Origin of the sequence: Geobacter sp. (assembly GCF_027327745.1) — a bacterium.
In the GTDB taxonomy this organism is placed as follows: Bacteria; Desulfobacterota; Desulfuromonadia; order Geobacterales; family Geobacteraceae; genus Geobacter.
Window position 1 is genome coordinate 1 of the sequence record NZ_DAHVYG010000006.1, and the last position, 26,002, is coordinate 26,002.

The 26,002-nt window shown below is 64.4% G+C and carries 26 protein-coding genes; 23 read left to right on the forward strand and 3 right to left on the reverse strand.

Annotation, left to right across the window (positions count from 1 at the left end; genetic code table 11):
- The 17 genes from M6689_RS01030 to M6689_RS01110 all read left to right on the forward strand — a co-directional run.
- The coding region (locus M6689_RS01030; RefSeq protein WP_366949710.1) for a FlgD immunoglobulin-like domain containing protein at nt 1-665 on the forward strand (665 nt) is incomplete at its 5' end.
- Between the two features lie 3 nt (nt 666-668).
- A complete protein-coding gene (locus tag M6689_RS01035) occupies nt 669-1,055 on the forward strand; it encodes a TIGR02530 family flagellar biosynthesis protein (protein WP_298266779.1) in 387 nt (128 codons plus the stop codon).
- Between the two features lie 169 nt (nt 1,056-1,224).
- Nucleotides 1,225-2,433: a flagellar basal-body rod protein FlgF gene (gene flgF, locus M6689_RS01040; RefSeq protein WP_298266780.1), complete on the forward strand. Its 1,209-nt coding sequence runs from the start codon at nt 1,225-1,227 to the stop codon at nt 2,431-2,433.
- A 436-nt stretch (nt 2,434-2,869) separates the two neighbouring features.
- Nucleotides 2,870-3,394, forward strand: coding sequence for a flagellar basal body-associated protein FliL (locus M6689_RS01045; protein WP_298266781.1), 525 nt, complete (start codon nt 2,870-2,872; stop codon nt 3,392-3,394).
- A gap of 79 nt (nt 3,395-3,473) precedes the next feature.
- Nucleotides 3,474-4,454, forward strand: coding sequence for a flagellar motor switch protein FliM (gene fliM, locus M6689_RS01050; RefSeq protein ID WP_298266782.1), 981 nt, complete (start codon nt 3,474-3,476; stop codon nt 4,452-4,454).
- Nucleotides 4,451-4,768, forward strand: coding sequence for a flagellar motor switch protein FliN (gene fliN / locus M6689_RS01055; RefSeq protein ID WP_298266783.1), 318 nt, complete (start codon nt 4,451-4,453; stop codon nt 4,766-4,768). Before fliM ends, fliN begins: the two co-directional genes overlap by 4 nt.
- Nucleotides 4,765-5,259 (forward strand): flagellar biosynthetic protein FliO, encoded by a 495-nt coding sequence (fliO, locus tag M6689_RS01060; RefSeq protein WP_298266784.1) that lies wholly within the window; start codon nt 4,765-4,767, stop codon nt 5,257-5,259. Before fliN ends, fliO begins: the two co-directional genes overlap by 4 nt.
- 19 nt (nt 5,260-5,278) lie before the next feature.
- The gene (gene fliP, locus M6689_RS01065; protein WP_298266785.1) at nt 5,279-6,031 is read left to right on the forward strand and encodes a flagellar type III secretion system pore protein FliP; all 753 of its coding nucleotides are present in this window, start codon (nt 5,279-5,281) and stop codon (nt 6,029-6,031) included.
- Between the two features lie 80 nt (nt 6,032-6,111).
- Nucleotides 6,112-6,381, forward strand: coding sequence for a flagellar biosynthesis protein FliQ (gene fliQ / locus M6689_RS01070; protein ID WP_298266786.1), 270 nt, complete (start codon nt 6,112-6,114; stop codon nt 6,379-6,381).
- An 81-nt stretch (nt 6,382-6,462) separates the two neighbouring features.
- Nucleotides 6,463-7,257 carry a flagellar biosynthetic protein FliR gene (fliR, locus tag M6689_RS01075; protein WP_298266787.1) on the forward strand — a complete coding sequence of 265 codons (795 nt, stop codon included), beginning with the start codon at nt 6,463-6,465 and terminating at the stop codon, nt 7,255-7,257.
- Nucleotides 7,258-8,319: a flagellar biosynthesis protein FlhB gene (gene flhB, locus M6689_RS01080; RefSeq protein ID WP_298266788.1), complete on the forward strand. Its 1,062-nt coding sequence runs from the start codon at nt 7,258-7,260 to the stop codon at nt 8,317-8,319.
- A gap of 487 nt (nt 8,320-8,806) precedes the next feature.
- Nucleotides 8,807-10,228: an alginate export family protein gene (locus tag M6689_RS01085; RefSeq protein ID WP_298266789.1), complete on the forward strand. Its 1,422-nt coding sequence runs from the start codon at nt 8,807-8,809 to the stop codon at nt 10,226-10,228.
- A 232-nt stretch (nt 10,229-10,460) separates the two neighbouring features.
- Entirely contained in the window at nt 10,461-11,099 is a 639-nt protein-coding gene (locus M6689_RS01090) for a hydrolase (RefSeq protein ID WP_298266790.1), read from the forward strand.
- 332 nt (nt 11,100-11,431) lie between these two features.
- Nucleotides 11,432-12,829, forward strand: coding sequence for an FAD-binding oxidoreductase (locus M6689_RS01095; protein WP_366949712.1), 1,398 nt, complete (start codon nt 11,432-11,434; stop codon nt 12,827-12,829).
- Nucleotides 12,829-13,671 carry a cytochrome b/b6 domain-containing protein gene (locus M6689_RS01100; protein ID WP_298266792.1) on the forward strand — a complete coding sequence of 281 codons (843 nt, stop codon included), beginning with the start codon at nt 12,829-12,831 and terminating at the stop codon, nt 13,669-13,671. The genes M6689_RS01095 and M6689_RS01100 overlap by 1 nt, the downstream gene beginning before the upstream one ends.
- Complete coding sequence (locus M6689_RS01105; RefSeq protein WP_298266793.1) at nt 13,664-14,440, forward strand: molybdopterin-binding protein; 777 nt, start codon at nt 13,664-13,666, stop codon at nt 14,438-14,440. Before M6689_RS01100 ends, M6689_RS01105 begins: the two co-directional genes overlap by 8 nt.
- 41 nt (nt 14,441-14,481) lie before the next feature.
- Nucleotides 14,482-16,290 (forward strand): amidohydrolase, encoded by a 1,809-nt coding sequence (locus M6689_RS01110; protein WP_298266794.1) that lies wholly within the window; start codon nt 14,482-14,484, stop codon nt 16,288-16,290.
- A gap of 101 nt (nt 16,291-16,391) precedes the next feature.
- Here M6689_RS01110 and M6689_RS01115 read toward each other — a convergent pair whose 3' ends face one another.
- From M6689_RS01115 to M6689_RS01125, 3 genes are all read right to left on the reverse strand, one after another.
- Nucleotides 16,392-16,760 (reverse strand): hypothetical protein, encoded by a 369-nt coding sequence (locus M6689_RS01115; protein ID WP_298266795.1) that lies wholly within the window; start codon nt 16,758-16,760, stop codon nt 16,392-16,394.
- A 57-nt stretch (nt 16,761-16,817) separates the two neighbouring features.
- Nucleotides 16,818-17,858 (reverse strand): cytochrome-c peroxidase, encoded by a 1,041-nt coding sequence (locus M6689_RS01120; protein ID WP_298266796.1) that lies wholly within the window; start codon nt 17,856-17,858, stop codon nt 16,818-16,820.
- Between the two features lie 90 nt (nt 17,859-17,948).
- Nucleotides 17,949-19,106 carry an L-dopachrome tautomerase-related protein gene (locus tag M6689_RS01125; protein ID WP_298266797.1) on the reverse strand — a complete coding sequence of 386 codons (1,158 nt, stop codon included), beginning with the start codon at nt 19,104-19,106 and terminating at the stop codon, nt 17,949-17,951.
- 220 nt (nt 19,107-19,326) lie between these two features.
- Between M6689_RS01125 and M6689_RS01130 the strand changes: the two genes are divergently transcribed.
- From M6689_RS01130 to M6689_RS01155, 6 genes are all read left to right on the forward strand, one after another.
- Nucleotides 19,327-20,334: a YafY family protein gene (locus tag M6689_RS01130; protein WP_298266798.1), complete on the forward strand. Its 1,008-nt coding sequence runs from the start codon at nt 19,327-19,329 to the stop codon at nt 20,332-20,334.
- Between the two features lie 136 nt (nt 20,335-20,470).
- Entirely contained in the window at nt 20,471-23,236 is a 2,766-nt protein-coding gene (locus M6689_RS01135) for an EAL domain-containing protein (protein WP_298266799.1), read from the forward strand.
- Nucleotides 23,237-23,393: 157 nt separating this feature from the next.
- Nucleotides 23,394-24,551 carry an SAM-dependent methyltransferase gene (locus M6689_RS01140; RefSeq protein WP_298266802.1) on the forward strand — a complete coding sequence of 386 codons (1,158 nt, stop codon included), beginning with the start codon at nt 23,394-23,396 and terminating at the stop codon, nt 24,549-24,551.
- A 50-nt stretch (nt 24,552-24,601) separates the two neighbouring features.
- Nucleotides 24,602-25,237: an HAD family hydrolase gene (locus M6689_RS01145; RefSeq protein ID WP_298266804.1), complete on the forward strand. Its 636-nt coding sequence runs from the start codon at nt 24,602-24,604 to the stop codon at nt 25,235-25,237.
- Nucleotides 25,234-25,695, forward strand: a complete 462-nt coding sequence (locus tag M6689_RS01150) for a ferritin family protein (RefSeq protein WP_298266806.1) — start codon at nt 25,234-25,236, stop codon at nt 25,693-25,695. The genes M6689_RS01145 and M6689_RS01150 overlap by 4 nt, the downstream gene beginning before the upstream one ends.
- A gap of 54 nt (nt 25,696-25,749) precedes the next feature.
- Nucleotides 25,750-25,971, forward strand: a complete 222-nt coding sequence (locus M6689_RS01155) for a NifU family protein (protein ID WP_298266809.1) — start codon at nt 25,750-25,752, stop codon at nt 25,969-25,971.
- Nucleotides 25,972-26,002: the final 31 nt, after the last annotated feature.

A 26,002-nucleotide genomic window follows, 5' to 3' on the forward strand; every position in this document is an offset into this window, starting at 1 on the left:
CATTCATGATAACCGGAGTCACCACTGATACCGCAGCAGCGACAGCGGCCATGAAGCAGTCCACCGGGCTGAGCAAGGATGACTTTCTTCAGCTGTTCATAACCCAGCTGCAGAATCAGGATCCGCTGAACCCCCAGGACAGTTCGGAGTTCATCGGCCAGATGGCGCAACTGACCCAGGTGGAGCAGGCCTACAACACCAACAGCAACCTGCAGAGCATCCTCACCGCCATGAACGGTGCCTCTAATCTCACGGCGGTTTCGTTCATCGGGAAGGATATCAAGGCCGACGGCGACCAGGTGAATCTCACCGAGGGGACCCCGTCGACCCTGGGCTACCGGCTCTCGGCCAATGCCAGCCAGGTCCTGGTCGGTATTGCCGATGCCACCGGCAAGACGGTCCGGACCATCACCCTCGGCGCCACGGCGGCGGGCGACGGCACCGTCTCCTGGGATGGAAAGGACGGTGCGGGGAATGCGCTTCCCTCCGGCAGCTACACCTTCACCGTCACCGGCGTCAACGGTGACGGCACGCAGTTCTCGGGGAGCCCGCTGCTTCTCGGGAAGGTGGACGGGGTGACCCTGGAAGGGTCGGAACCCTCGGTGATGGTAAGCGGCATCTCGGTGCCGATCTCGAAGATACTCTCGGTGAAGGGGGTGACGTAAGGGATGATCGACAAGATCTATTTTCCCGAACCAATTCCCATCAACCCGGGACAGAAACCGGCGCAGCCCCGGACCCCGAAGCCGGGCGAGAAGAAGGGCGACTTTGCCCGGATCCTCGACGGGAAGCTCCCGACGCAGGGGGTCAAATTTTCCAGCCACGCCCAGGAACGGCTCAGGGCACGGGGAATCAGCCTCAGCGAGAATGATCTCAGGAAGCTGGAAGGGGCGGTCGACAGCGTGGCCCAGAAGGGTGGGCGGGAATCGCTCATCATGATGGGGGACGCCGCGCTGGTGGTGAGCGTCACGAACCGGACAGTCATCACCGCCATGGACCGGGCGAGCATGCAAGGGAATGTGTTCACGAACATCGATTCAGCAGTGGTTTTTTAGAGGCAGGGACTGGGGGCTAGGGACTGGTAATAGTCCTTATACGAGCCCCGAATCACAAAATTAAAACGGGCCGGACCTTCCGAGGGGGCCCGGGGACGCCGACCGATTGACGCGTCCCGCACAACCCCGGCGGCAGTCGCGCGACTGCCGCCCTCAAGGAGGCATATCAATGAGCGTTACGTCCGCAATGTATACGGGCATCAGCGGCCTTGCGGCCAACGGCGAGGCGATGTCCGTCATCGGCAACAACATCTCCAACGTCAACACCACCGGTTTCAAGTCGGGGAGGATGCTCTTCTCCGACGTCCTCTCCAGCACCATCAGCGGGGGCTCCCAGATCGGGCGCGGCGTCCAGATCCAGGGGGTGCAGAACGATTTCAGCCAGGGCTCCTTCGAGAGCACCCAGAGTTCCACCGACCTCGCCATCCAGGGGGACTCCTTCTTCGTGGTGCAAAACGACAGCGGCCGCTACTACACCCGGGCCGGCACCTTCAACTTCGACAAGGACAAGATTCTCGTGAACCCCGACGGCTACCAGGTGCAGGGGTACGGGATCATCCCGGCCTCCGGCCTTGCCGACGGCGTCCTGAAGCCGATTGACCTGACCGCCTTCGCCGCCACCCCCCCGAAGCAGACCGCCAACGTGAAGATGGTGGTGAACCTCGACTCCACCCAGGCGACGCCGGCCCTTCCCTGGGACCCGACCAACCCGGTGGCGACCTCCAACTTCTCCACCAGCCTGTCGCTCTACGACTCCCAGGGGAACGCCCACACGGCCACGGTCTTCTTCCGCAAGACCGCCGCCAACAGCTGGGACTGGCACGCCATCATCCCCGACGCCACCGCCGGCAGCCCGGTGGACGGCACCCTCACCTTCGATGCCACCGGTGCCCTCACCGCCCAGACCCCGGCGGCCGGCGCGGGCCAGAACATCACCTTTGCCGGCGGCGTCACCGCCCCCCAGCCGATCATGTTCGACCTCGGCGTCGGCGCCACTACCCAGTACGCCAGCTCCTCCATCGTCTCCTCCCAGACCCAGGACGGCTACTACCAGGGGACCCTCACCAAGGTGACCATCGACGACAAGGGGTACGTGAACGGCGTCTACTCCAACGGCCAGCTCCAGAAGCTCTACCAGGTGGCCCTCGCCAAGTTCTCCTCCAACAACGGCCTCTCCAAGGCGGGGGGGAGCCTCTTCGAAGAGACCCTCGCCTCGGGGCAGCCGATGTTCTCCAACGCCAGCACCCCCGGAGTCGGCAAGGTCCTCTCCAACTCCCTGGAGCAGTCCAACGTCGACATGGCATCGCAGTTCGTCAAGATGATCACCACCCAGCGGGGCTACTCCGCCAACTCCAAGACGATCACCACCGCCGACTAGATGCTGCAGGAAGTTCTCAACCTCAAGCGTTAGCCGATGTGACGGGGGGGCCGGCAACGGCCCCCCCGTTCCACTCTTTTGGGACGAGGGAGGTGACGGATAGTTGACAAGAGCCTTTACCGGCCAGGTTCCCTTAGCCCGCAGTTCGACCGAGCCGGCCCGGTTTCCTGGTTTTGTGCGGGGCGCCGGGAGGAGATCCTTGCGTCAATTATTTGATCCGCACCCTCCATTCATCCCTCCCGCTGCCGGGGTGCCGACACCGCCGTCGATGCCCTCTTTCCGCACAACCTCTCCCAGCTCCCCGTCATTACTCCGTTTTTTGAGTTGCCGTCATCGGCAGGCCCTGTCTCCCCATTCTGGCACTTCGGTTGCAAGAATGGCTTCGGTGCACGAAACCGCAAACTTCCATACTCACCATGAATAGAAGGAGGAGCTGATGGCTTCCGACGAGAAGGCGCCGGCAGAAGGCGCGCCCAAGGACAAAAAGAAACTCTTCATCATCATCGGGGCCGCGGCCGTGGTGGTGATCGCCCTGGCCGTGGTCTTCATGGGTGGGGGCAAAAAGGATAAGGGGAAGGAAGGGGAGGCCGAGGCCAAGGTCGAGCAGAAGGCCGAGGCGGGCAAGGAAGGCGGCAAGGAAGGCGAAAAGGGTGGTGCGGCCTCCAATGTCTTCGCCATGGAGCCGTTCATCGTTAACATCTATGACGGCCAGGAGATCCGCTACCTTCGGACGAAGATCGAGTTCGAGACCGCCGGCCCCGCCGCCAAGGCCGACATCGAGGCCCGCCAGGCGCCGCTGCGCGACGCGATCCTGGTCCTCCTCACCACCAAGACCCTCCAGGACGTGCAGGACCTCCAGGGGAAAAACCAGTTGCGCGACGAGATCATGACGGCGGTCAACAAGATCCTCCCGCCCGGCAAGGTAACCAAGGTATATTTCACCGATTTCGTGGTGCAGTAGGGGCGGCGCTTGCTGCGCCCTTCCTGACACGTGGACCGTACGCTGAACCGTTATCCGCTGTAACACCCAAGGACCGTCCATGGAGAAGATCCTCACCAAACAGGAGATCGAGGCGCTGCTCGCAGCCGTCTTCGAGGGACAGATCGAGCCCGAGAAGGAGCTGGCGAAGACGGAGGGGACCGTCCACGCCTACGATCTCTTCAACAGTGAGGCCAAGGGGAACATCCCCAACCTCGACATCATCTACGACGGCTTCATCCGCTACCAGCGGGGGACCCTGTCGAACCGCCTGGGGCGCATCGTCGAGATCAAGAAGATGGGGGCCGGCTCCTACAAGTTCGACGACTTCATCCAGACCCTCCCGTCGCCGGTCTGCATGGCGATCTACAAGGCCGACCCCCTGAAGGGGGCGGCGCTCATCGCCTTCGACAGCACCCTGGTCTTCACCATCGTCGACTGCATCCTCGGCGGCACCGGCACCTCGGCGGTGCCGAGCATGAACCGGATGTTCACCTCCATCGAGCTGAAGCTCGTTTCGAAAATCGTGAAGGACGCCCTCGTCGACCTGGAAAAGGCGTGGGCTCCCCTCTACGCGACGAAGATGAGCCTGCTGCGGATGGAGATGAACCCGCGGCTGGTCAACATCGTTCCCCCCGAGTACCAGGTGGTGACGATGGAGATGCAGATCCAGATCGACGAGATCGTGGGGAAGATGGTCTTCGCCGTCCCCTACATGACCATCGAGCCGATCCGGGAGAAGCTCAAGTCCGGCACCCAGTTCGACATGATGGCCATCGACCCCCAGTGGTCGTACCGGCTGTCAAAGGAGCTCCTGGAGGCCCCCCTTGATGTCTCGGTGGAGGTGGGAGGGGCGGTCATCAGCCTCAACGACCTCCTCAACCTGGCCCCCGGCGACACCATCATGCTCGACACCCCCTGCACCAGTGACCTTCGGGTGAAGGTGGGGGGGGTCGACAAATTCTCCGGCACGCCGGGCCTGCGGCACGGCAACAAGGCGATCCGGATCGCCACTATCATCGGTAAAGGGAGAGAGCAGTGAGCGACCTCGAAAAGGAAGAAGTGAAGGACGGGGCGAGCGCCGGCGACCTCGACCGGAAGAGCCTGGAATTCATTCTCGACATCCCGCTGCAGCTCACCGTCGAGCTCGGCCGGACCAAGATGCTCGTGAAGGACGTCCTGCAGCTCAACCAGGGGGCGGTGGTGGAGCTGACCAAGCTGGCCGGGGAACCCCTCGACGTCTTCGTCAACTCCAAGCTCGTGGCCCGCGGCGAGGCGGTGGTGGTGAACGAGAAGTTCGGCGTCCGTCTCGTCGACATCGTGAGCCCCAACGAACGGGTGGAGAAGGTGCTGTGAGACCCCTGACGGCCCTTGTCGCCACGGCGTTCTTCCCCGCTGCTTCGACCCTGGCGGCGGAGCAGCCACTGGCGGGAGGGGGATTCAGCATGGCCGGGGCCTTCCTCCAGATGCTTGCCTCCCTGGCGCTGGTCCTCGGCATCATCTACCTCTTCTACTACCTCTCCAGCCGCTTCTTCCGGACCGGCGGGGGGCAGCGCGCCGCCGAGCGGCACATCCGCGTCGTGGAGACCCGCTACCTGGCGCCGAAGAAGTCCCTGGTCCTGGTGGAGGTGGGGGGGGAGTTTCTCCTCCTCGGCTCCAGCGGCGACCGGCTCAATTTCATCAAGCAGATCGATATCCTGGAAGAGATCGAGGTGGTGAGCGAGGAGCCGGCGCGCTTGCCGCTCGCCACGGTCTTCCAGGGGAAGCTCGACGCCGTGGCCGCCCGGCTTGCGGCGCTGAAGCAGGGGAGGGCCGATGCGCCCGGCACCCCCTTGCGGCAATCCTAACACCACGGACGGTGTCCCGATGTCGAAACGCGTGTTCCTCTTCTCCGCACTCCTGATTCTCGTCTGCGCCCCCCTGGCCCTGGCGGTGGAACCCGCCGGCATCCCCACCCTCAGCATCGGCGTGGGAAAGGCCTCCAAGCCGGGGGATGTCTCCACCGTCCTCCAGATCTTCTTCCTCATGACGGTGCTCTCCCTGGCGCCGGGGCTCATCATGATGACCACCTCCTTCACCCGGATCGTGGTGGTCCTCTCGTTCCTGCGCCAGGCCATCGGCACCCAGCAGGCCCCCCCAAACCAGATCATCATCGCCCTGTCGCTCTTTCTCACCTTCTTCGTCATGAGCCCGGTCTGGCAGCAGGTGAACACCCAGGCGATCCAGCCGTACCGGGCCGCCCGAATCAGCCAGGACGAGGCGATGAAGCGGGCCGTGGCGCCGATGCGCAAGTTCATGCTCTCCCAGACCAGGGAGAAGGACCTGGCGCTTTTCCTCAACCTCTCCAAGATGCCCCGGCCTCGCAACGCCGACGACATCCCGACCCTCACCCTCATCCCGGCCTTCATGATCTCGGAGCTGCGGACCGCCTTCCAGATCGGCTTCCTGGTCTTCATCCCGTTCCTCGTTATCGACATGGTGGTGGCCTCGGTCCTCATGTCCATGGGGATGATGATGCTCCCGCCGGTCATGATCGCGCTGCCGTTCAAGATCCTGCTCTTCGTCCTCGTGGACGGCTGGGGGCTGGTGATCGGCTCCCTCGTAAAGAGTTTCGGGTAAAAGTCGGGACTGGGGGCTCGGGGCTGGCAAAAGCCTTTACGAGCCCCGAGTCCCGAGTCCCGAGCCCCGGAGGTTAACCAATGACTCCCGACCTTGTCGTCCAGCTCACCCGCCGCAGCTTCGAGGTGACCCTCATGCTCTCGGCGCCGCTTCTCATCGCCGGCCTGGTGGTGGGGCTCCTCATAAGCATCTTCCAGGCGGTCACCTCCATCCAGGAGGCGACCCTCGCCTTCGCCCCGAAGATCCTCGCCGTCATGGTGACGCTGGTCATCTTCTTCCCCTGGATGATGAGCTACATGACCGATTTCACGAGGGAGGTATACGCCCTCATCGCCACCATGAGACAGTGAGAATCGGGGGCAGGGGACTCGGGGCTGACAAGCCTCTGACCAATCACGAGCCCCCAGCCCCGAGCCCCGAGCCCCTTATCAATGTTCCCCCTGACCACGCCATTTCCGACGCCGAACGACGTCGCCTTCTTCGCCCTCGTCATGGGGCGGATGGCGGGAATCTTCTCGTCGATCCCCCTCTTCGGGGGGCGCCGGGTGCCGATGAACATCCGGGCACTGGTCATCGTCGCCATGACCTTCGTCTGCTACCCTATCGTCCGGATGAAGGCCCCGGAGCTGCCGGGGGACATGCTAGGCCTCGGCATCCTCGTCGTCCGGGAGACCCTGGTGGGGATCTGCCTCGGGCTCCTCTCCCTCATCATCTTCGCAGCGGTGGAGTTCTGCGGCCAGATCGTGGGGGTCCAGATCGGCCTCTCCATGGTGACGGAGTTCGATCCGAGCCAGGGGGGGCAGCAGTCGATCATCTCCATCTTCCAGGAGATGATGGCGACGCTTCTCTTTATCACCCTCGGCGTGCACCACGTCTTCATCGCGGCCCTGATCGAAAGCTTCAGCGTCCTTCCCCTCGGCTCCTGGCACATGAGCGACGGGCTCATGAAATTTCTTGTCGTCACCCTGGGGCAGGTCTTCATTCTGGCGGTGAAGCTGGCGGCGCCGGTGATGGTGGCCCTCCTTGCCACGAGCGTCGTCCTCGGCATCATGGCCCGCTCCTTCCCCCAGATGAACGTCTTCTTCGTCAGCATGCCGCTCAACATCGGGATCGGCTTCATCATCCTGGGGCTCTCCCTCTACTTCTTCCTCCATACCGTCCAGGGTGCCTTCGACGGCCTCGGCGTCCAGCTCAAGACCATCATGAAACTGATGGGAGGGGGGTAGATGTCCGACGAAGACAAGCATTCAAAGACAGAACAGCCGACAGCGAAGAAGCTGGACGAGGCGAAGAAGAAGGGGGTCCCCCACAGCCGGGATCTCACCTCCACCGTCACCCTCATCGCCGCCATGGTCGCCCTCTACTCCACCGGCGGCTTCATGGTCTCCACCCTCAAGCAGACCAGCGTCGACCTCCTCGGCTCCATGGGGACCTACCAGCTCACCGAGGCGAGCACCCAGCACCTTCTCATCAGGCTCTTCCTCGTCATCCTGAGGGTCCTCGCCCCGTTCATGCTGGTCGTCATCGTCGCCGGCATCTGCACCACCCTGGTCCAGGTCGGCTTTTCCATGAACTCCGAGCGGCTGGAGTTCAAGTTCGACAAGCTGAACCCCGTGGAGAACTTCGGCAAGCTCTTCAACAAGGATTCCCTCGTGGAGATGCTCAAGGCGGTGCTGAAGATCATCATCGTCGGCTACATGGCCTACCGGATCCTGCGGGACGAAATGGACGGGATCATCTACCTGACCGAGAGCGACATCGCCGGCACCCTGGAGCTCGTGAAGCACCTCGCCTTCAAGATCGTGCTCCACACCTGCGGCGTGCTCCTGGTCCTCGGGGCCCTGGACCTGGCCTTCATCAAGTGGCGCTTCGTCCAGAACCTCAAGATGACCAAGCAGGAGGTGAAAGACGAGCACAAGGAGTCGGAAGGGGATCCCCAGGTCAAGGGAAAGATCCGGCAGATGCAGGTGGAAACCGCCCGCCGCCGGCTGCGGCAGGTGATCCCCACCGCCGATGTCGTCGTTACCAACCCGACCCACTTCGCCGTCGCCCTCAAGTACGACCGCGAGACCATGGCGGCGCCGGTGGTCCTCGCCAAGGGGGTCGATCACATGGCCCAGACCATCAAGGCCATGGCCCGGGAACACAGCGTGATGCTCGTGGAGAACCGCTTCCTCGCCCGGGAGCTCTACGCCCAGGTCAAGGAGGGGGAGCCGATCCCCGAGAGCCTCTATGCGGCGGTGGCGGAGGTGTTGGCCTACGTCTACAGCCTCAAAGGCAAAATTTAGTGGCTCGCGTCCGTCTGCACGCCATCTTCGGCTGCTCCTCAGTCGCGCAATCCTCGACGTAGCTTGGGCTACGCCTGCGGTTGCGCTCGGTCGTCGCCGCCAAATCTGACGCACATACGAACGCGATGACGCTTCGATGTTTTCCTTCTCCTGGGGGAGAAGGTGGCCGAAGGCCGGATGAGGGGGACGGAAGCATCAAAGATCAGTCGAGTGGTATGGAAAAAGCCGGAGCAAACATGCTCCGGCTTTTTGTCGTTAGGTCGGAGCACAGACACCGGCCTTACCCCTGGTTGATTTTTCGGGAAAAAGATGTGTACTTAACTGCATCGGCCACCTATCCGGGATGGGGCACATCCGGGCAGCAAGGCACATTTTTTCCGGAGGCACTCTTGGCGATCATTCTCGGCGGGTATCGAAGGTGTCTGCAAGCGTCAGTGAACGGGGCTATCTGACCAACGCCGACAAGGGGAGAGATGGAGCAAGGGAGATGAGACTGTTCGCGGGCTGCGTATCGATCTTTTGCATTTCCATCGCGATACTCATCAGTCGGCCGGAGGCCATCCATGCCGGCACGGGAGGATCACCGGGCGGCCCGCCGCCGTATGCCCTGAACCGCGCCGACGAGGATTACCGCTACCTGCACGACCCGTCCCGACGCGCCGACTTCTGGGATCCCATCAAGTACCTGCCGATCAACGAGACCGGAAGCTGGTTCTTCTCCCTCGGCGGGGAGGCACGGGAACGATACGAGTATTTCAACCACCCCAACTGGGGAAAGGACCCGCAGGACCACGGCTATTTCCTGCAGCGCTACTTCCTCCACGGCGACCTGCAGATGGGGGGTCACGTCCGTCTCTTCAGCCAGCTCCAGAGCAGCATGGAAGACGGCCGCAGAGGCGGGCCGCGGCCGACCGACCTGGATGAGCTGGACGTTCACCAACTGTTCCTCGATCTGAGGTTCGGTCTTCGTGGCGAGGATTCGCTAACCTTCCGCTCGGGACGCCAGGAACTGGCCTACGGCTCCCAGCGGATCATTTCGGTGCGGGAAGGGCCGAACGTGCGCCAGAGTTTCGACGGCTTCCGGGTCATCTATCAAAGAGGGAACGTTCGGATAGACGGCTTTGCCACCAAGCCGGCCCAGACCAACCGCCATGTCTTCGACGACGGGCCGGACAACACCAGGGCGCTCTGGGGGACATACGCCGTGCTCCCATTTCCGCTCCTCCCCAAGGGAAACATCGACCTCTACTACATCGGGCTGTATCGCCGCACGGCGAGTTTCGACCAGGGAGCTGCCCGTGAGACGCGGCATTCGGTGGGGGGAAGGCTTTGGCGCACTGCAGTCCCCCTCGACTACAACTTCGAGTTCCTCTACCAGTGGGGGAGCTTCGGCAACGGCGACATCCGGGCCTGGACGGTTGCTTCCGACACCGGCTACACGTTCACATCGCTGCCGCTTCGCCCGCGCGCAGGCCTCAGGGCGGACATCGCCAGCGGCGACGAGGACCCGGCCAACCCGGACCTGGAGACCTTCAACCCCCTCTTCCCGAAGGCGGCCTATTTCAGCGAGGCGGGCCTGATCGGTCCGGTCAACTTCATCGACCTGCACCCCTGTCTCGACCTCCACCTCGCTGACCACGCCACCCTCATCTTCGACTGGGATTTTTTCTGGCGGGAGAGCACCCGGGACGGGCTGTACAACAACGCCGTCGCCCTGGTCCGTTCCGGCAAGACGAGCGATGCCCGGTATATCGGCAGCATGCCCCAGGTACAACTTCTTTGGGATATCGACCGGCATCTGACATTCGTCGCGATTTACGGTCATTTCTTCGCAGGACGGTTTCTAAAAGAATCGGGGCCGGGAAAGGATGTAGATTACGTGACCAGCTGGTTGACTTACAAATTTTGAGTATCGTGCCGATGCCCCACCTGATGAGCACTCCCGTTTTCCCGAAAGCTTCATACACATTTTTCCAACTGAAAATCAATTTATATATCGCCATGTTACGCAACAGGATTGAGCATGGACGCCGCTCTTCCCCTTGGTTGATTTTTCGGAAAAGCGATGTGTACTTAACTGTATTGCGTTTCCTCTAAACTTACGAAAAACAGGTCAGTCCCTGGCAAAGGAGGAGCACTTTATGGCTACCCAGACGATTCACGGCATGTTGGCCCCAATGGACTGCGCAGTAGCGTTGATCGACTTCCAGCCGGCGATGTTCGCCGGGGTTCATTCCCACGACCGGACGACCATTGTCCAGAACGTCCAGGTCCTGGCCAAGGCCGCCAGACTTTTCAGGATCCCGACGATTCTGTCGACGGTGGCGGCCCAGAGTTTCAGCGGCGCCATGATCCCCGAAGTCACCGGCATCTTTCCCGATCAGAAGCCGATCGACCGGACCTCCATCAACTCCTGGCTCGACCGGAACTTCAAGGCCGCCATCGAGCGGACCGGCCGGCGAAAGATCGTGGTTGCCGGGCTCTGGACGGAGGCGTGCGTGATGTTTCCGGCGCTCGACATGCTCCGGGCCGGTTACGAGGTCTATGTGCCCACCGATGCCTGCGGGGACATCACCGCAGAGGCCCACGAGCGGGCGGTGCAGCGGCTGGTCCAAGCCGGCGCGGTCCCCATGAACTCCCTGCAGTTTCTCTTCGAGCTCCAGCAGGACTGGGCCCGCTCCGAGACCTACGAAGGGTGCATGGAGATCATGAAGGCCCATACGCCGTACGGCATCGAAATCCGCTTCGTGAAGGAGTTTCTCGGCGGGCACGGCGGCTAAAGGTATCGGGCAGGTCAGGGCCGAAGGGGGAACTATGAAGAGTCCGCAGATAAAATCAGAGATTAACGGGCGCGCCGAACCGAATGTGCCAGCCGGCGGACGCATGAGCCATATGGAGTAAACTATTGGCTAAGGAGGAATAGTGTTGCAAAAGATCACCCCACATTTATGGTTTGACAAAGAAGCACGCCGGGGACCTACCAGCCGCCGCAGCAGCGGTGATGGACCGCAACGGTACTCCCGCCGCAACGACATACGAACAGCAGGCCTCGCTCGAAAAGCGATGTCCTCACCGGAGATCGACCATGAAAGCGCAACTAATTGATGGTGGCATGATCGACCTGAAGCAGGAGACGATCGATGCATTGCGGAAGCGCCTGACGGGGCCGCTGCTCTTGCCCGGTGATATCGGCTACGACGAGGCACGCCGGATCTGGAACGCCATGATCGACCGCAGGCCGGCGCTGATCTCCCGCTGCGAGTCGGCTGACGATGTCGTCCAGGCCATCGCGTTCGCGCGCGAGCACAGCCTTCTCGTCTCGGTCCGCGGAGGGGGACACAACATCGCGGGCAATGCGGTCTGCGATGACGGCCTCATGATCGACCTCTCGCCGATGAGGGGCGTCCAGGTGGACCCGACCGCCCGCCGGGCAACCGTCGGACCCGGCTGCACCCTTGCCGGCTTCGACGCGGTCGCGCAGGCCCACGGTTTAGCCACGCCGCTCGGGATCAACTCGACCACGGGGGTGGCAGGCCTGACGCTCGGCGGGGGCTTCGGCTGGCTAAGTCGGAAGTACGGCATGACCATCGACAACCTTCTTGCCGTGGATGTCGTCCTGGCGGACGGGAGGCGGGTGCGGGCGAGCGAGACGGAAAACCCGGACCTCTTCTGGGGGGTGCGTGGTGGTGGCGGGAATTTCGGCATCGTCACGAGCTTCGAGTTCCTGCTCCATCCGGTCGGGCCGGAGGTGCTCTGCGGTCTCATCGTCTTCCCGTTCGACCAGGCGAAGGCCGTGCTCACCCGGTTTGCCCGGTTCACCGAGACCATGCCCGACGAGCTCGCCGTCTGGATGATCACCCGGAAGGCGCCGCCGCTCCCCTTCCTCCCCGCGGAGGTGCACGGCACAGAGATCGTCGCCCTCGCCCTGTTCTACACGGGGGACCCTGCCGAGGGAGAGAAGCTGATCGAGCCGCTGCGCGGTTTCGGCACGGCGCTCGGCGAGCACGTTGGCGTGCAGCCGTACACAGCCTGGCAGCAGGCCTTCGATCCGCTTCTGGCGCCCGGGGCGCGCAACTACTGGAAGTCGCACAACCTCACCCGGCTCAGCGACGGCCTGATCGACGCCATCATCGAATACACCGGCACGCTTCCGTCGCCGCAGACCGAAATCTTCGTAGGCACGATCGGAGGCCAGACGGCCCGCGTGACGCCCGAAGCGATGGCCTATTCGAGCCGGGACGCCCGGTACGTGATGAATGTGCACTGCCGGTGGGAATTGGCAGGAGATGATGAGCGCTGCATCGCCTGGGCGCGCGCGTTCTTCGCCAAGTCAAAGCCGTTTGCCAGCAGCGGCGCGTACGTCAACTTCCTCACCAGGGACGAGACCGACCGCGTCGCGTTCGCTTACGGCGCGACGTACGACCGGCTGGTGGAGCTCAAGAGTAAGTACGACCCGTCGAACCTTTTCCGGATGAACCAGAACATCAAACCGGCACCTGATCAACGCTAATGGCCAGAACGAAACGCACCGCTGCCAAGGGAACCCGGTATTACCGGCACACACTCCCCGTGCGTCTCATGCACTGGATCAACGTCATCGTGCTCGTTATCCTCCTGATGAGCGGCCTCAACATCTTCAATGCGCACTCGGCGCTGTACTGGGGCGAGCAGTCGTACCGCGGCGTCCCCCCCTTTCTGGTGCTGGGGAGCAAGGTAGACGAAGAGGGCGAGGTCTCCGGCATCACCCGGATTTTCGGGCACGATTTCGATACCACCGGATTCCTCGGGGTCTCCCGCGACGCCGAGGGTGACATGGGCGAACGGGGGTTCCCCTCCTGGCTCACGATACCCGCCACCCGATGGCTCGCGATGGCGCGCCGCTGGCACTTCTTTTTCGCCTGGCTCCTTGTGCTCAATGGGGTCTGTTTCGTGGGCTACTCCCTGGCAAGCCGGCATCTGCACCGGGATATCCTCCCCACGAGAAAGGATCTGCATTCCATCGGCGCGTCGGTCGTCGATCACCTCCGCTTCCGGCGACCGAAAGGCGAGGCGGCGAGGCACTACAACGTCCTTCAGAAACTGGCCTACCTGTCGGTGGTCTTTCTGCTCCTCCCCCTGGTCATCCTGATGGGGTTCGGCATGTCCCCAGCGCTGGACGCGCTCGTCCCCGGATGGGTCGGCATCTTCGGCGGAAGGCAATCGGTGCGGACGATCCATTTCATCGTCGCATGGGCGCTGGTGCTCTTCACGATCATCCATGTCTTCCAGGTCATCGTGAACGGCTTCTGGAACAATCTTCGCTCCATGATTACCGGTTACTTCAGGGTCGAACCGGAGGTGGATGATGAGTGAGAAAAGCAGGCTCACCCGGCGGAATTTCCTGACGCGCCTGTTCGTGGCGGCAAGCGCAACGGCTCTCGGCGGCTGCCAAAAGCTTTCGGAATCCCCGTGGTTCGTGAAGATCCTGGGTTTCGGCGAAAAGGCGACGCGGCGGGTCCAGAGGCTGGTTCTCCCCCGCAAGGCGGTGGCCCAGGAGTTCACCGAGGCCGAGCTGTCACCGCAGTTCAGGAGCAACGGGACGTTCATGCCGCGCAATCCGGCATATCTGGCCATGGCGGAGGGGGGCTTTGCGGGCTATCGCCTCGAAGTCGGGGGCCTGGTCGAACATCCCGGAACGTTTTCCCTCGCCGACATCCGCGCCCTCCCGAGTCGCGAGCAGATAACCCGCCACGACTGCGTGGAGGGGTGGAGCGCCATTGGGAAGTGGAAAGGGGCACGCCTGAGCGCGCTCCTCGAAGCCGTGCAGCTCAAACCGACTGCCCGGTACGTCGTCTTCCACTGCGCGGACCCCATGGGAGAGGATGGAAGCTCCCCCTACTATGAGAGCATCGACCTTGAAGACGCCTTCCACCCCCAGACGATCCTTGCCTATGAGCTCAACGGCGAGACCCTGCCGGTCAAGAACGGAGCACCGCTCAGGCTGCGACTGGAGCGGCAGCTCGGCTATAAGATGGCGAAGTATGTCATGCGCCTCGAAGTCGTCGAAGATTTTTCCCACATAGCCGGCGGTAAAGGAGGGTACTGGGAAGACCGGGGGTATGAGTGGTATGCGGGGATCTAATGTCTGTTCGCTTCGTGAAAGACGTTGGAGGAGGAAAGGATATGAACGCACCCGAACTCATCGTGCATAACGGCAAGATTACCACCCTCGATGCTGCCCGGCCGGAGGTTTCGGCCCTTGCCATGGCCGGGGGCCGCATCACTGCCACCGGCGGCGAGGAACTCCTCGCCTCCGCCGACGGTAAAACCAAGCGGATCGACCTGAAGGGCCGCCGGACCATCCCCGGCCTCAACGACTCCCACATCCACGTGATCCGGGGTGGCCTCAACTTCAATATGGAGCTTCGCTGGGACGGCGTCCCGTCCCTGGCGGACGCCCTGGCGATGCTAAGGGCACAGGCCCGGCGCACCCCGCCCCCCCAGTGGGTGCGGGTGATCGGCGGCTGGACCGAGTTCCAGTTCCAGGAGCGGCGGATGCCGACCCTGGCGGAGGTGAATGCGGTTTCCCCCGAGACCCCGGTCTTCATCCTCCATCTCTACGACCGCGCCATCGTCAACGGCGCGGCCCTGCGGGCGCTGGGTTACACCCGCGACACCCCCGATCCGCCGGGAGGGGAGATCCAGCGCGACAGGCCCGGCAATCCGACCGGGCTCCTCATTGCCAAACCGAACGCCATGCTCCTCTACGCAAGTCTCGCCAAGGGGCCGCGGCTCTCCTACGCGGACCAGGTGAACTCGACCCGTCACTTCATGCGCGAGCTGAACCGGCTGGGGCTCACCAGCGCCATCGACGCCGGCGGTGGCTTCCAGAACTACCCCGACGATTACCGGGTGATCGAGGAACTGGCGGGGAAGGGGGAGCTCACCCTGCGGATCGCCTACAACCTCTTCACCCAGCACCCGAAGGGGGAGCTGGCGGATTTTTCGAAGTGGGTGACGCAGACCTCACCGGGAAAGGGGGACGACTTCTACCGGATGAACGGCGCCGGCGAGATGCTCGTCTTCTCCGCCGCCGACTTCGAGGACTTCCTGGAGCCGCGTCCCGACCTGCCGCCGGTCATGGCGGAGGAACTTGCCCAGGTGGTACGGCTCCTGGCGGAGAACCGCTGGCCGTTCCGTCTCCACGCCACCTACGACGAGTCGATCTCCCGCTTCCTCGACGTCTTCGAGCGGGTCGACCGCGACGTGCCTTTCAATGGCCTGCGCTGGTTCTTCGATCACGCCGAGACCATCACCCCGAAAAACCTGGAGCGGGTCAGGGCGCTGGGGGGCGGGATCGCCATCCAGGACCGGATGGCCTTCCAGGGGGAATACTTCCGGGAGCGCTACGGGCAAGCTGCGACCGCGCATACTCCGCCGGTGAGAAGGATGCTGGAGATGGGGATCCCGGTCGGCGCCGGCACCGATGCGACCCGGGTGGCGAGCTACAACCCGTGGATCTCCCTCTACTGGCTCGTGAGCGGCTGGACCGTCGGCGGGATGCAGCTCTACCCCGAGGGAAACCGGCTTTCGCGCGAGGAGGCGCTTCGCCTCTACACTGCCGGGAGCAGCTGGTTCTCGGGGGAGGAGGGGAAGAAGGGGACCCTCGTTCCGGGAGAGCTCGCCGACCTGGCGGTCCTCTCGGCCGACTACTTCACCGTGCCGGAGGAGGAGATCAGGGGGATCGAAGCGCTCCTCACCATCGTCGGCGGCAAGATCGTCTACGGTGCCGGGGAGTTCGGCCCTCTCGCGCCACCGCCACTGCCGGTCAGCCCCGACTGGTCGCCGGTGGGTGTCTACGGTGGCTACCACCGCGCCACGGTGGGTGCGACGGCAATCCACAGGGGGTGCGCCTGTCACGGCCATCGGCAGGTGCGGCGGCCTGATCCTGCGCGTCTCTGGGGGCCAGGCTGCGACTGCTTTGCCTTCTGATGCCGTTCAATGGAGGTAAAAATGGAATCCGTACGCAAGATCGCCAAGGTGCCGGCCGGAGCGTGGTTGCTTCGGCCTTTGATCGTCTCAGAAACGGCATGTCACCGGCACAGCAGCTCGTAGGTCGCCTTGTTCAGGGAATTGTGCCGGAGGGGGTATTCCCTGGGGGTGTCGGGGTGTTCGTTGTCCGCGAGGTAGTTCCCGTCGGTATCGTAAGGGAGGGTTGCGATCTCGTACAGCCGGTGCTTCGAGCAGTTCGCCGTGAAGTGGATCTTGATGCCGGCCACTCCTTTCCGGGGAGTCACATAGTGCCAGCGGACCCAGACGGAGGGCTGGTGGCGGAAAGAGGCGAAGGAGAGGATGTCGAAGGAGGCGACGACGGCTTTGTCCTTGCGGTATAGCTGCCAGTCGGCGAAGGCGGTGCCGGTTGCCGCCGCCAAGAGGAAAACTGATAATCCCAGGCGTTTCATGTCGGCCTCGCGGGGGCGGTTCGGTCGTGCCGATGCCGCCCCTTCGTTCCCGTCATCTCAGTTCGTCACCGGCCGCGGCGTGGCGTCCGAGTTGGGGGGGAGGATCGGGTAGACGACCTTCGGCTGCCTGCCGGTGAGGGTGCCGAGGAAGGCGGTGATCGTGTCGGCCTCGTCGTCGGTCAGCCTTATGCCGAGCTGGGCGCTCCCCATGATCTTCACGGCGTCGTTCAGTTTCCAGACCTTCCCCGAGTGGAAGTACGGCATGGTGATCGCCGCGTTGCGCAGGCTCGGGGAGCGGAAGACGTACCGGTCGGCGGCGGTGTTGGTCACCTTGAAGCGGCCGGTGTCCGCGGGGGGGCGGACCTCGGCCCCCGGCTCCTCCCGGACGCCGAAGGGGAAGTAGCCGGTGCCGCCGACGTTGACCCCGCCGTGGCAGGCGGCGCACCCCTTGTCGATGAAGAGGCGAAGTCCCTCTTCCTGTCGGGCGGAGAGGGCCTTGCGGTTACCCTTCAGGTACCGGTCGAAGGGGGCGTCGGGGGTGAGCAGCGTCGCCTCGTACACCTCGATCGCCCTGGCCACGTTGTCGAAGGTGACCGGGTCCTGCTGGCCGGCGAACGCCTTCCGGAAGAGCGGCTGATACCCCGGGATGCTCTTCAGGGTCGCCACCAGCCGCTCCGGCTTGTTGTTCATCTCCACCGACGCCTGCACCGGCCCCTTGGCCTGGGCCTCCAGGTCTTCGGCCCGGCCGTCCCAGAACTGGGCGATGTTGAAGACCGCGTTCAGCACCGTGGGCGAGTTGCGGGGCCCCTTCTGCCAACCGTGGCCGATGGCGGTCTCCTGCAGGTCGGCGCCGCCGAGCCCGACGTTGTGGCAGGTGTTGCAGCTTATGAGCTGGGAGGCCGAGAGCCGCGGGTCGAAGAAGAGCATCTTCCCCAGCTCCACCTTTGCCGGGTTCGCCGGGTTCCCCTTCATGACGGGGGCCGTTGCGGGGACCGGCTTGAAAAGACCCCGGGCGCGCTTCATGAGGTCTTCCTTCCCCGAAGCCGCACCGGCTGACATGACCATGGCCAGGGCCAACGAGATCGTCCGTGCGTTCATTCCTCTCCTCCTGAGCTGGGATGATGGTCCTCCTCCAGTGTAATCGACAAATTCCGCTGCACAAGATGCTGAAGGTATCATTGCCTCCCGTCACCCCCCCTGTTCCGTCTCGCCGGGGAGGAGCCAGCTCCTGAAGTAGCGGTAGGGGCGGATCCGCAGGTCCTGGCCGAAATTGAAGCGGGGCGAGAGGTTGATCTGCGAATCGGTGATGTAGAGGTAGCCGTCGGGGGAGATGGCAAGGCTGTCGGGCCAGTGGATCAGGCTGTTCTGCACCACGGTGGTGAAAGCGCCGCCGGGACGATATCGCTTGATGGCGTGGTCCTCCAGGCTGGTGACGAAGAGGTTGCCGCTGCCGTCCACCAGCATCCCGTCCGCCGCGCCGGTCTCCACCAGCCGCTCGACCTGTTTTCCCACTTCCGCCGCGCCGAGGTTCGGGTCCCGGAGGGGGGCGGTCCTGATCCGGTAGAGGGTCCGGGCCGTGAGGGCGTGGTAGTAAAGATACTCCCCGGCGGGGTCGAGGGCGATGCCGTCGGCATGGATTTGGGGGACGTTGCCGGCGCTGTCCCGCAGCTCCCGGCCGTCGATCTTCGGCACGTACCCCGGCTCCGCCTTGGTCGAAGGGTGGTCGGCCAAAAGGCGCCGGCCTGCGCCGGTCGCCAGATCGACGACGACCAGGGCGCCGGTGCCCGAATCGGTCAGGTAGGCCACATTGCGGCCGGTATCGACCCGGACGTCGTTCAGATAGCTGTGGGGAAGGGCGACGGCCGGTCCGAAGGGGATGACCTGCTCCACCTTGTCGGTGCCGAGATTGACCCTGACCAGCTTGGGGCCCCCGGGAACGACCCCCCGGAAGGCGGGCGAGGCGGCATCCAGGATCCAGAGCCGGTCGCCGCTGTCCACAAAGACGCTCTGGACGCAGACGAAGTGGGCCTCCGGATGCGCCGCCTCGTCGCTTCCCCAGCGGTTCCACCCTTCGTCGGGATAGGGGCGGGTCGTGCCGTCCGGCAGAACCTCGGCCACCGAATAGAGCGGATCCCTGTCCCAGCGGGGGAAGTTGACGAAGAGCCGTCCCCTGGCGGAGATGGCGATGCCGGTTACCTGGTCGTTGAAAACCGGGTATTCGTCGAGCGCCTCGCCCGGCACCGGCGGGGCGGTGACGCGGCTTTGGGGATTGAGGACGCACCCCCCGCAGCAGAAAATGGCGATGATGGCGCCGCAGACGACGGTCCGGACGGAATGCTGTTTCATGGTTCACTCCTGGCGGTTCATCTGTTATGGATCGGGGGGCGCTACGGCGGGCAACTGGGCTGAGGGCGTCCCGTTTCGAGGATAGCGCCCTTTCCCCGTTTTGCAACCCGGGCGCCGGCACGCCCCCAAAGGGGCATGCGGCGGGAGGGCTCCTTTTTCGCCTTTTCTCCGGGGAAACGGTACGGTACTATCCGTTTCGTACAACCGCGAGGAGGTGGCGATGCAGAAGGGAAAGCCGGCGAAGAAATACTCCCAGGCGGGGCGGGTCCACGACCTGATCCGCCTCATCGAGGCGCGGCACGGGATCACCATCGAGGAGATGGCCGAGGAGACCGGGGTCGACCGGCGCACCGTCCACCGTGACCTGAACGCCATCCACGAGGCGGGATACCCCCTGGTCTCCGAGTGGCTCAACGGCCGCAAGGCCTACCGCTTCCTCACCCGCTTCAAGGACGTCCCCCCCGTCACCTTCACCCTCCAGGAGCTGGTGGCCCTCTCGTTCTTCCGCTCCCAACTCCATTTCCTGGACGGTACCCCCTTCCGGGACGATCTCGACGCCGTGTTCCGCAAGATCTCGTCGGTTCTCCCGCCGCGCTACGCGGCCCACATGGAGCGGATCGCCGAGGTGTCGCTGCCGCTGTTGCAGGGACGCCGCGACTACACCCGGGTCGCCGGAGCCCTCAGGACGATCCGCGACGCCCTCATCTACCAGTACCGGCTCCGTCTCGCGTACCGGGCGCCGGGGAAGGGGCGCGCCACCGCCTACGAGGTGGACCCCTACACCCTCATCTTCTACAAGGGGGGGCTCTATCTCCTGGGCTACGCCCACAATCGCAAGGCGCTCCGGACCTTCGCCGCCGAGCGGATCGGCGGGGCGGAGCTGCTGAAGGAGCGGTTCGAGATCCCCGACGAGTACCGCCCCGGCGACCGCCTGAAGGGGGCCTTCGGCATCGTCGACGAGGAGCCGTTGGCCGTCACGCTCCGCTTCTCGCCGGAAGTGGCCCACGCAGTCCGCGACCGGCTCTGGCACCCGAGCCAGAGCCTGCGCGAGGAGCCCGACGGGAGCGTCCTCCTCTCTTTCACCGCGGGGGGAAGGATGGAGATCGTTTCCTGGCTCCTCTCCTACGGCGCCCATGCCGAGGTGCTGGAGCCCGCAGCCCTGCGGGAGGAGGTGGGGGAGATCGCCGCGGCCATGGCCGGGCGGTACCGCGGTGTCCCCACTTTGTAATCATTCCGGGACCGGGAGCTAAAGTTTCCGTCCCCTTCGCCGATACGGGAAGAAAGAGCTTTACCCATTCCGTATCGCGCGTCGCAAAAGGGGGGTGCCGTCTCACCGGCCCCGCCGGCGCGCTGGAGCATGGCACATGTCACTGGCGCAGGCGCCCCGAAAGATTCGCCACTACCTCCCTTCCGCCCTGAAGCAGTTCTTCGTTCTGCTCCTGATCCTCTTCACCATCGAAACCCTCGTGATGATCCTTCTCCCGCTGGTGGCGGCGGGGCACGACCACATGCTGGTCACCATTCTGGACAGCTCCGCTCTCATCCTCTTCGGCGGCCCCTTCATCTGGCGTTACATCGTCAGCCCGCTGCGCGGCGTTGCCTTCACGGCGGCCTCCCATGCGGAGACCCTGCTGGAGAACCTGGCCGACGGGGTGGTGAGCTTCGGCCGGGACGGCCGGATTGTCTCGTGCAATCCGGCGGCCGAGCAGATGTTCGGCTACCGGGCCGAGGAGCTGGTCGGGATGGGAATCGACCAGCTCCTGGCCGGCCACGAGGAGAAAGGGGGGTACTTTCCGTTCACCACCCTGACGCAGTGCGAGAGAGCGTCCTGCCGGATCTCCTATGGTGTGGCGGGACTTCGCCGGGACGGCAGCCGTTTCCCGGTCGATCTCTCCGTGAGCCGGGTGCTGCTGGAGGGGAGCTGGACCTTCATCGGCATCATCCGTGACGTCACCGAGCGGGTCGAGAGCGAGGAGCGACTCCACGAGACCAACGAAAAGCTCCATGCCCTGATCCATGCGTCGCCCCACGCCATCATCGCCATGGACTGCGAAGGAAACATCTCCCTCTGGAACCGGGCGGCGGAGCGGATCTTCGGCTGGCGGGCCGAGGAGGTGCTCGGCCGCCCCTATCCCGCCATTCCCGAAGGGCGCCTCGAAGAGTACGCCGCCCTGAGGCGAAAGATCCTGGCGGGAGAGACCTCCACCGACCTGGAGGTCCAGCGGCAGTGCAAGGACGGCTCGCTCATCACGACGAGCGTCTCGGCCGCCCCCACCTTCAATGCCGCCGGCGCCGTCACCGGGATCATGACCCTCATCTCCGACATCACCGCCCGCAAGCAGGATGAGCAGAGTCTGGTCCTCCTCAAGCGGGCCATCGAGTCGACCCTGAACGGCGTCGTCATCACCGACGTGACCAGGCCCGACAACCCGATCATCTACGTCAACCCGGCGTTCGAGCGGATGAGCGGCTTCGGCGTCCACGAGGTGCTCGGGAAAAATCCCCGGTTCCTCCGGGGGGACGACCGGGACCAGGTGGAGCTCAAGAAGCTCGCCCTGGCGTTCCAGGAACAGCGCGACGGCTATTTCGTCCTCCGCAACTACCGCAAGGACGGCACCCTCTTCTGGAACGAGCTCTTCATCGCTCCGGTGCGCGACCGCGACGGCACGGTGACCAATTACATCGGGGTCATGAACGACATCACCGAGCACCGCCGCTACGAGGAGCAACTCGTCTACCAGGCGACCCACGATCCCCTCACCGGGCTCCCCAACCGCACCCTCCTCCAGGACCGGCTCGGCCAGGCCCTGGCCCTGGAGGCGTTCCGCCGCCGGACCCCGCTCTGCGTCATGTTCCTCGATCTCGACAACTTCAAGAAGGTCAACGACACCCTGGGGCATACGGTGGGGGACATGCTTCTCAAGGCGGTGGCGAACCGGCTCAGGAACTGCGTGCGGGGTGGGGACACGGTGGCGCGGCTGGGGGGCGACGAGTTCATCATCGTGCTCCCCAACGTCCGGGAGGTGCAGGACGTCGTCATCGTCGCCAGGAAGATCCTCGATGTCTTCGCCACGCCGTTTCTCCTGATGGGGAACGAGATCTACATCACCGCCAGCATCGGCATCGCCATCTTCCCCAATGACGGCGAGACGGTGGACGCCCTCCTCAAGAATGCCGACGCGGCCATGTACCACGCCAAGGAGCAGGGGAAGAACAACTACCAGTTCTACTCCGAGGATATGAACACCCGGGTCTTCGAGCGGCTCGCCCTGGAGACGAGCCTCCACCGGGCGGTGAAGCAGCGGGAGTTTCTCATCCACTACCAGCCCCGGGTCGATCTGCGGACCGGGAGGATTTCGGGGGTGGAGGCGCTGGTGCGGTGGAACCACCCCGAGATGGGGTTGGTATCGCCGGCCCGCTTCATCCCCCTGGCCGAGGAGACGGGGCTCATCGTGCCGCTCGGGGAGTGGGTGCTCAGGACCGCCTGCGCCCAGAACCGTCTCTGGCAGGAGGCGGGGCTCCCCCCCCTTCGGGTGGCGGTGAACCTCTCGGCCCGGCAGTTCCGGCAGGAGAACCTGATCGAGATGGTCGGGGCGGTGCTGAAGGAGACCGGCCTCGACCCCCGGTGGCTGGAGCTGGAACTGACCGAGAGCCTCGTCATGCAGCAGGCGGAGAAGTCCGCCGACGTCCTGCGCCAGCTGGCGGCGATGGGGATCGAGGTCGCCATCGACGACTTCGGTACCGGCTACTCTTCACTCAGTTACCTGAAGCGCTTCCCCATCGGCAACCTGAAGATCGACCAGTCGTTTGTCCGCGACCTTTGCCGCGACGCCGACGACGCGACCCTGGTGCGGACCATCATCACCATGGCCCACGGCCTCGGCATGAAGACCATCGCCGAGGGGGTGGAGACGCTGGAGCAGCTGGATTTCCTCTGCCGCCACGGCTGCGAGGAGATGCAGGGGTACTACTTCAGCCGGCCGGTCTCCGCCGAAGAGTTTGCGCTCCTCCTGCGGGAGGGGAAGGAACTCGACCTGGGCCGCTTCGGCGGTGGTGCCCTGCAGGCGACCGCTCCCTGTCTCATGGGGAAAGCGGGGCGGTGCTGCGTGGCGTCGGAAGCGAGCGCGTAACAGGCCATCGTCGTCATCTCTGCCGTTCACGGATTTCCCGGGGCGCCCTTCGCCATCGGTTTCGAATCCGCCTGCCGCTCCGCCTCCTTTCGCTCCCGCGCCGCGTTGACAAACGACCGTCCATGCACTATAAGTGAAATTTTTTCGGGAGGTTTTCGTGGAACAGGTGGACGACGCGGCGCTGCGCAACATCATCCTCGGCCGGATCCGGGAACGGGGGCCGATTCCTTTTGTCGACTTCATGGCCTCCTGCCTCTACGAGCCGGGGCTCGGCTACTACACCTCCCCCGGCCGCAAGGTGGGGGCCGAGGGGGATTTCTACACGAGCATCAACGTCCACCGGGTCTTCGGGCGGCTCGTCGCCCGGGAGATCTGCCGGATGTGGGAGGTGATGGGATGCCCCGCCCCCTTCGAGGTGGTGGAGGTGGGGGCGGGCCACGGCCAGCTGGCGAAGGACGTGCTCGACACGATCCGCGAGTTGAACGGCGAGCTTTACGACATCCTCTCCTTCCGCCTGGTGGAGGCGGAGCCCTCCCTGGCGGAGGTCCAGCGGCAGCTCCTGGGCGCCCATCTCCCCAAGCTCTTCTGGAGCACCCCCGCCGACCTGGCGGAGGGGCGCCTCCGCTTCACCGGCTGCCTCTATTCCAACGAGCTCATCGACTCCTTCCCGGTCCACCTGGTGGAGATGACGCCGGAGGGGCTGCGGGAGGTTTTTGTCGCCGCTGCCGGCGACCGCTTCGCCGAGACCCTGGATCTTCCCTCCACCCCCGAACTGGAGGCGTATCTCGCCCGCCTCGGCGTCACCCTCGACCCCGGGCAGCGGGGGGAGATCAACCTGAACGCGGTCCGCTGGCTCGCCTCGGTGGCGACGGCCCTCCAGCGGGGCTTCGTCCTCACCATCGACTACGGCTATCTCGCCCCCGAGCTCTACGGCCCCATGCGCCGCAACGGAACGCTTCTCTGCTACTGGCGCCACACCGTCGAGGAAGACCCCTATGTCCGGGTCGGGAAGCAGGACATGACGACCCATGTCGACTTCACCACGCTGATGGCACAGGGGGAATCCCTCGGCCTGAAGAAGGCGTGGTACGGCGAGCAGTACCGCTTCCTCGTGGCGGCGGGGATGCTGGAGGAGATGATGGCGCTGGAGGCGGCCGCGGCCACCGAGGAGGAGCGCCTCAAGATCCGCCTCACCCTCAAGAAGCTCGTCCTCCCCGAGGGGGGGATGGGGGACACCTTCAAGGTGCTCGTGCAGGCGAAGGGGGTCGAAAACCCGCGTCTGCTCTGTATGCGCGACTGGGGTAAGCTCTTTTGACAGGTGATGCGCGGATGATAGACTTAAGCCATGGCCGCGAGAGGAGTACGATGGGCGCCATCAAGGCCATCGTCTTCGATCTGGACGGCACCCTCTACGTCAGCAGGGAGCTGGGGGAGGGGATCGCCGCCGCTGCGGCCCGGTACGTGGCCGGGCTGCGCGGCATCACCCCGGAGGAGGCGGACCGGCTCATCCGGGAGACGAAGGACGAGCTTACCGCCCGCACCGGCTTCCGCTCGACCCTGAGCCACGCCGTCGCCGAGCTGAGGGGGGACCTGCGGGAGCTGCACCGCCGCTTCGCCGCCGAGATCGATCCCGCGCCGTTTCTGGAGCGCGACGAGCGGGTGATCCGGCTCCTCCGGGAGCTGGCGGGGCGGGCCGAGCTCATCCTCTACACGAACAACAACCGCTCCCTTGCGGGGCGGATCCTCGAAGGGCTGGGCCTCACGGAGGCGTTCCGGCGCGTGGTCACCATCGAGGAGAGCTGGCGCCCCAAGCCGGACCGGGAGGTCCTCGAAGGGATCATCCGTGAAACCGGCGTGCGCCCCGCGGAGTGCCTCTTCGTCGGGGACCGCTACGACATCGACCTGCGGCTCCCGGCGGAGCTCGGCTGCCGGGTCTATCTTTCACGCAGCGTCGACGAGCTGCTTGCATTGCATTCCATCATGAGTGAGGACCCCCGATGAACGAAAACAGGAAAGAGATTCTCGACGCCATCATGCGCGCCATGGAGATCGAGAAGGAGACCTTCGACTTCTACACCAGGGCCGAGCACAAGACCTTCAATCCCGAAGGGAAGCGGATCTTTCGCTGGCTCGCCAAGACCGAGGAGCAGCACTACCTGAAACTCACCGAACTCTACGAGTCGCTCCACGAGGGGGGGCGCTGGGTCTTCTACGGCGGCTCCACCATCGTCCTCGACCCTGCGGCGCCGGGGGAGAAGCAGGTCGGTTTCGATACCGACGATCTCCAGGCCCTGGAGATCGCCATGGAGATCGAAAAGAAGGGGATCGCCTACTTCGAGACCCTTATGGAAAAGACCGGTGATCAGGACGGCAGGAGCATGCTCAAGGCCCTGCGGGACGAGGAGGAGGAGCACCTGCGGGTGGTCACCGGGAAATACCGGGCGCTCAAGGGGGAGTAGCATCTCCTCGGCCCGGCGACGTATGGCAGGATAACCCACAAGGAGGAGACAACGATGGTTGAAGAGGTCAAGAAGGTTCTCGACATGGTGCGCCCCGCGCTCCAGGCGGACGGCGGCGATGTGGAGCTCGTGGAGGTTACCGACGACGGGGTGGTGAAGGTGAAGCTCGTGGGGGCCTGCGGTCACTGCCCCATGTCGACCATGACCCTCAAGATGGGGATCGAGCGGACCCTCAAGGAGAAGGTGCCGGGGGTCAGGGAAGTGGTGGCGGTGTAGAGTCTCTCCCGGCCGACGTGCCGGCTCGGGG

Coding starts and splice junctions, on each gene's coding strand:
- fliR (WP_298266787.1), top strand. CDS start 6,463: ATGTTCCCCCTGACCACGCCATTTCCGACGCCGAACGACGTCGCCTTC.
- M6689_RS01150 (WP_298266806.1), top strand. CDS start 25,234: ATGAACGAAAACAGGAAAGAGATTCTCGACGCCATCATGCGCGCCATG.
- M6689_RS01135 (WP_298266799.1), top strand. CDS start 20,471: ATGTCACTGGCGCAGGCGCCCCGAAAGATTCGCCACTACCTCCCTTCC.
- M6689_RS01115 (WP_298266795.1), bottom strand. CDS start 16,760: ATGAAACGCCTGGGATTATCAGTTTTCCTCTTGGCGGCGGCAACCGGC.
- M6689_RS01130 (WP_298266798.1), top strand. CDS start 19,327: ATGCAGAAGGGAAAGCCGGCGAAGAAATACTCCCAGGCGGGGCGGGTC.
- M6689_RS01035 (WP_298266779.1), top strand. CDS start 669: ATGATCGACAAGATCTATTTTCCCGAACCAATTCCCATCAACCCGGGA.
- fliP (WP_298266785.1), top strand. CDS start 5,279: ATGTCGAAACGCGTGTTCCTCTTCTCCGCACTCCTGATTCTCGTCTGC.
- flgF (WP_298266780.1), top strand. CDS start 1,225: ATGAGCGTTACGTCCGCAATGTATACGGGCATCAGCGGCCTTGCGGCC.
- M6689_RS01100 (WP_298266792.1), top strand. CDS start 12,829: ATGGCCAGAACGAAACGCACCGCTGCCAAGGGAACCCGGTATTACCGG.
- M6689_RS01090 (WP_298266790.1), top strand. CDS start 10,461: ATGGCTACCCAGACGATTCACGGCATGTTGGCCCCAATGGACTGCGCA.
- M6689_RS01085 (WP_298266789.1), top strand. CDS start 8,807: ATGAGACTGTTCGCGGGCTGCGTATCGATCTTTTGCATTTCCATCGCG.
- M6689_RS01120 (WP_298266796.1), bottom strand. CDS start 17,858: ATGAACGCACGGACGATCTCGTTGGCCCTGGCCATGGTCATGTCAGCC.
- M6689_RS01155 (WP_298266809.1), top strand. CDS start 25,750: ATGGTTGAAGAGGTCAAGAAGGTTCTCGACATGGTGCGCCCCGCGCTC.
- fliM (WP_298266782.1), top strand. CDS start 3,474: ATGGAGAAGATCCTCACCAAACAGGAGATCGAGGCGCTGCTCGCAGCC.
- fliQ (WP_298266786.1), top strand. CDS start 6,112: ATGACTCCCGACCTTGTCGTCCAGCTCACCCGCCGCAGCTTCGAGGTG.
- M6689_RS01110 (WP_298266794.1), top strand. CDS start 14,482: ATGAACGCACCCGAACTCATCGTGCATAACGGCAAGATTACCACCCTC.
- M6689_RS01095 (WP_366949712.1), top strand. CDS start 11,432: ATGATCGACCTGAAGCAGGAGACGATCGATGCATTGCGGAAGCGCCTG.
- M6689_RS01045 (WP_298266781.1), top strand. CDS start 2,870: ATGGCTTCCGACGAGAAGGCGCCGGCAGAAGGCGCGCCCAAGGACAAA.
- M6689_RS01145 (WP_298266804.1), top strand. CDS start 24,602: ATGGGCGCCATCAAGGCCATCGTCTTCGATCTGGACGGCACCCTCTAC.
- flhB (WP_298266788.1), top strand. CDS start 7,258: ATGTCCGACGAAGACAAGCATTCAAAGACAGAACAGCCGACAGCGAAG.
- M6689_RS01105 (WP_298266793.1), top strand. CDS start 13,664: ATGAGTGAGAAAAGCAGGCTCACCCGGCGGAATTTCCTGACGCGCCTG.
- M6689_RS01125 (WP_298266797.1), bottom strand. CDS start 19,106: ATGAAACAGCATTCCGTCCGGACCGTCGTCTGCGGCGCCATCATCGCC.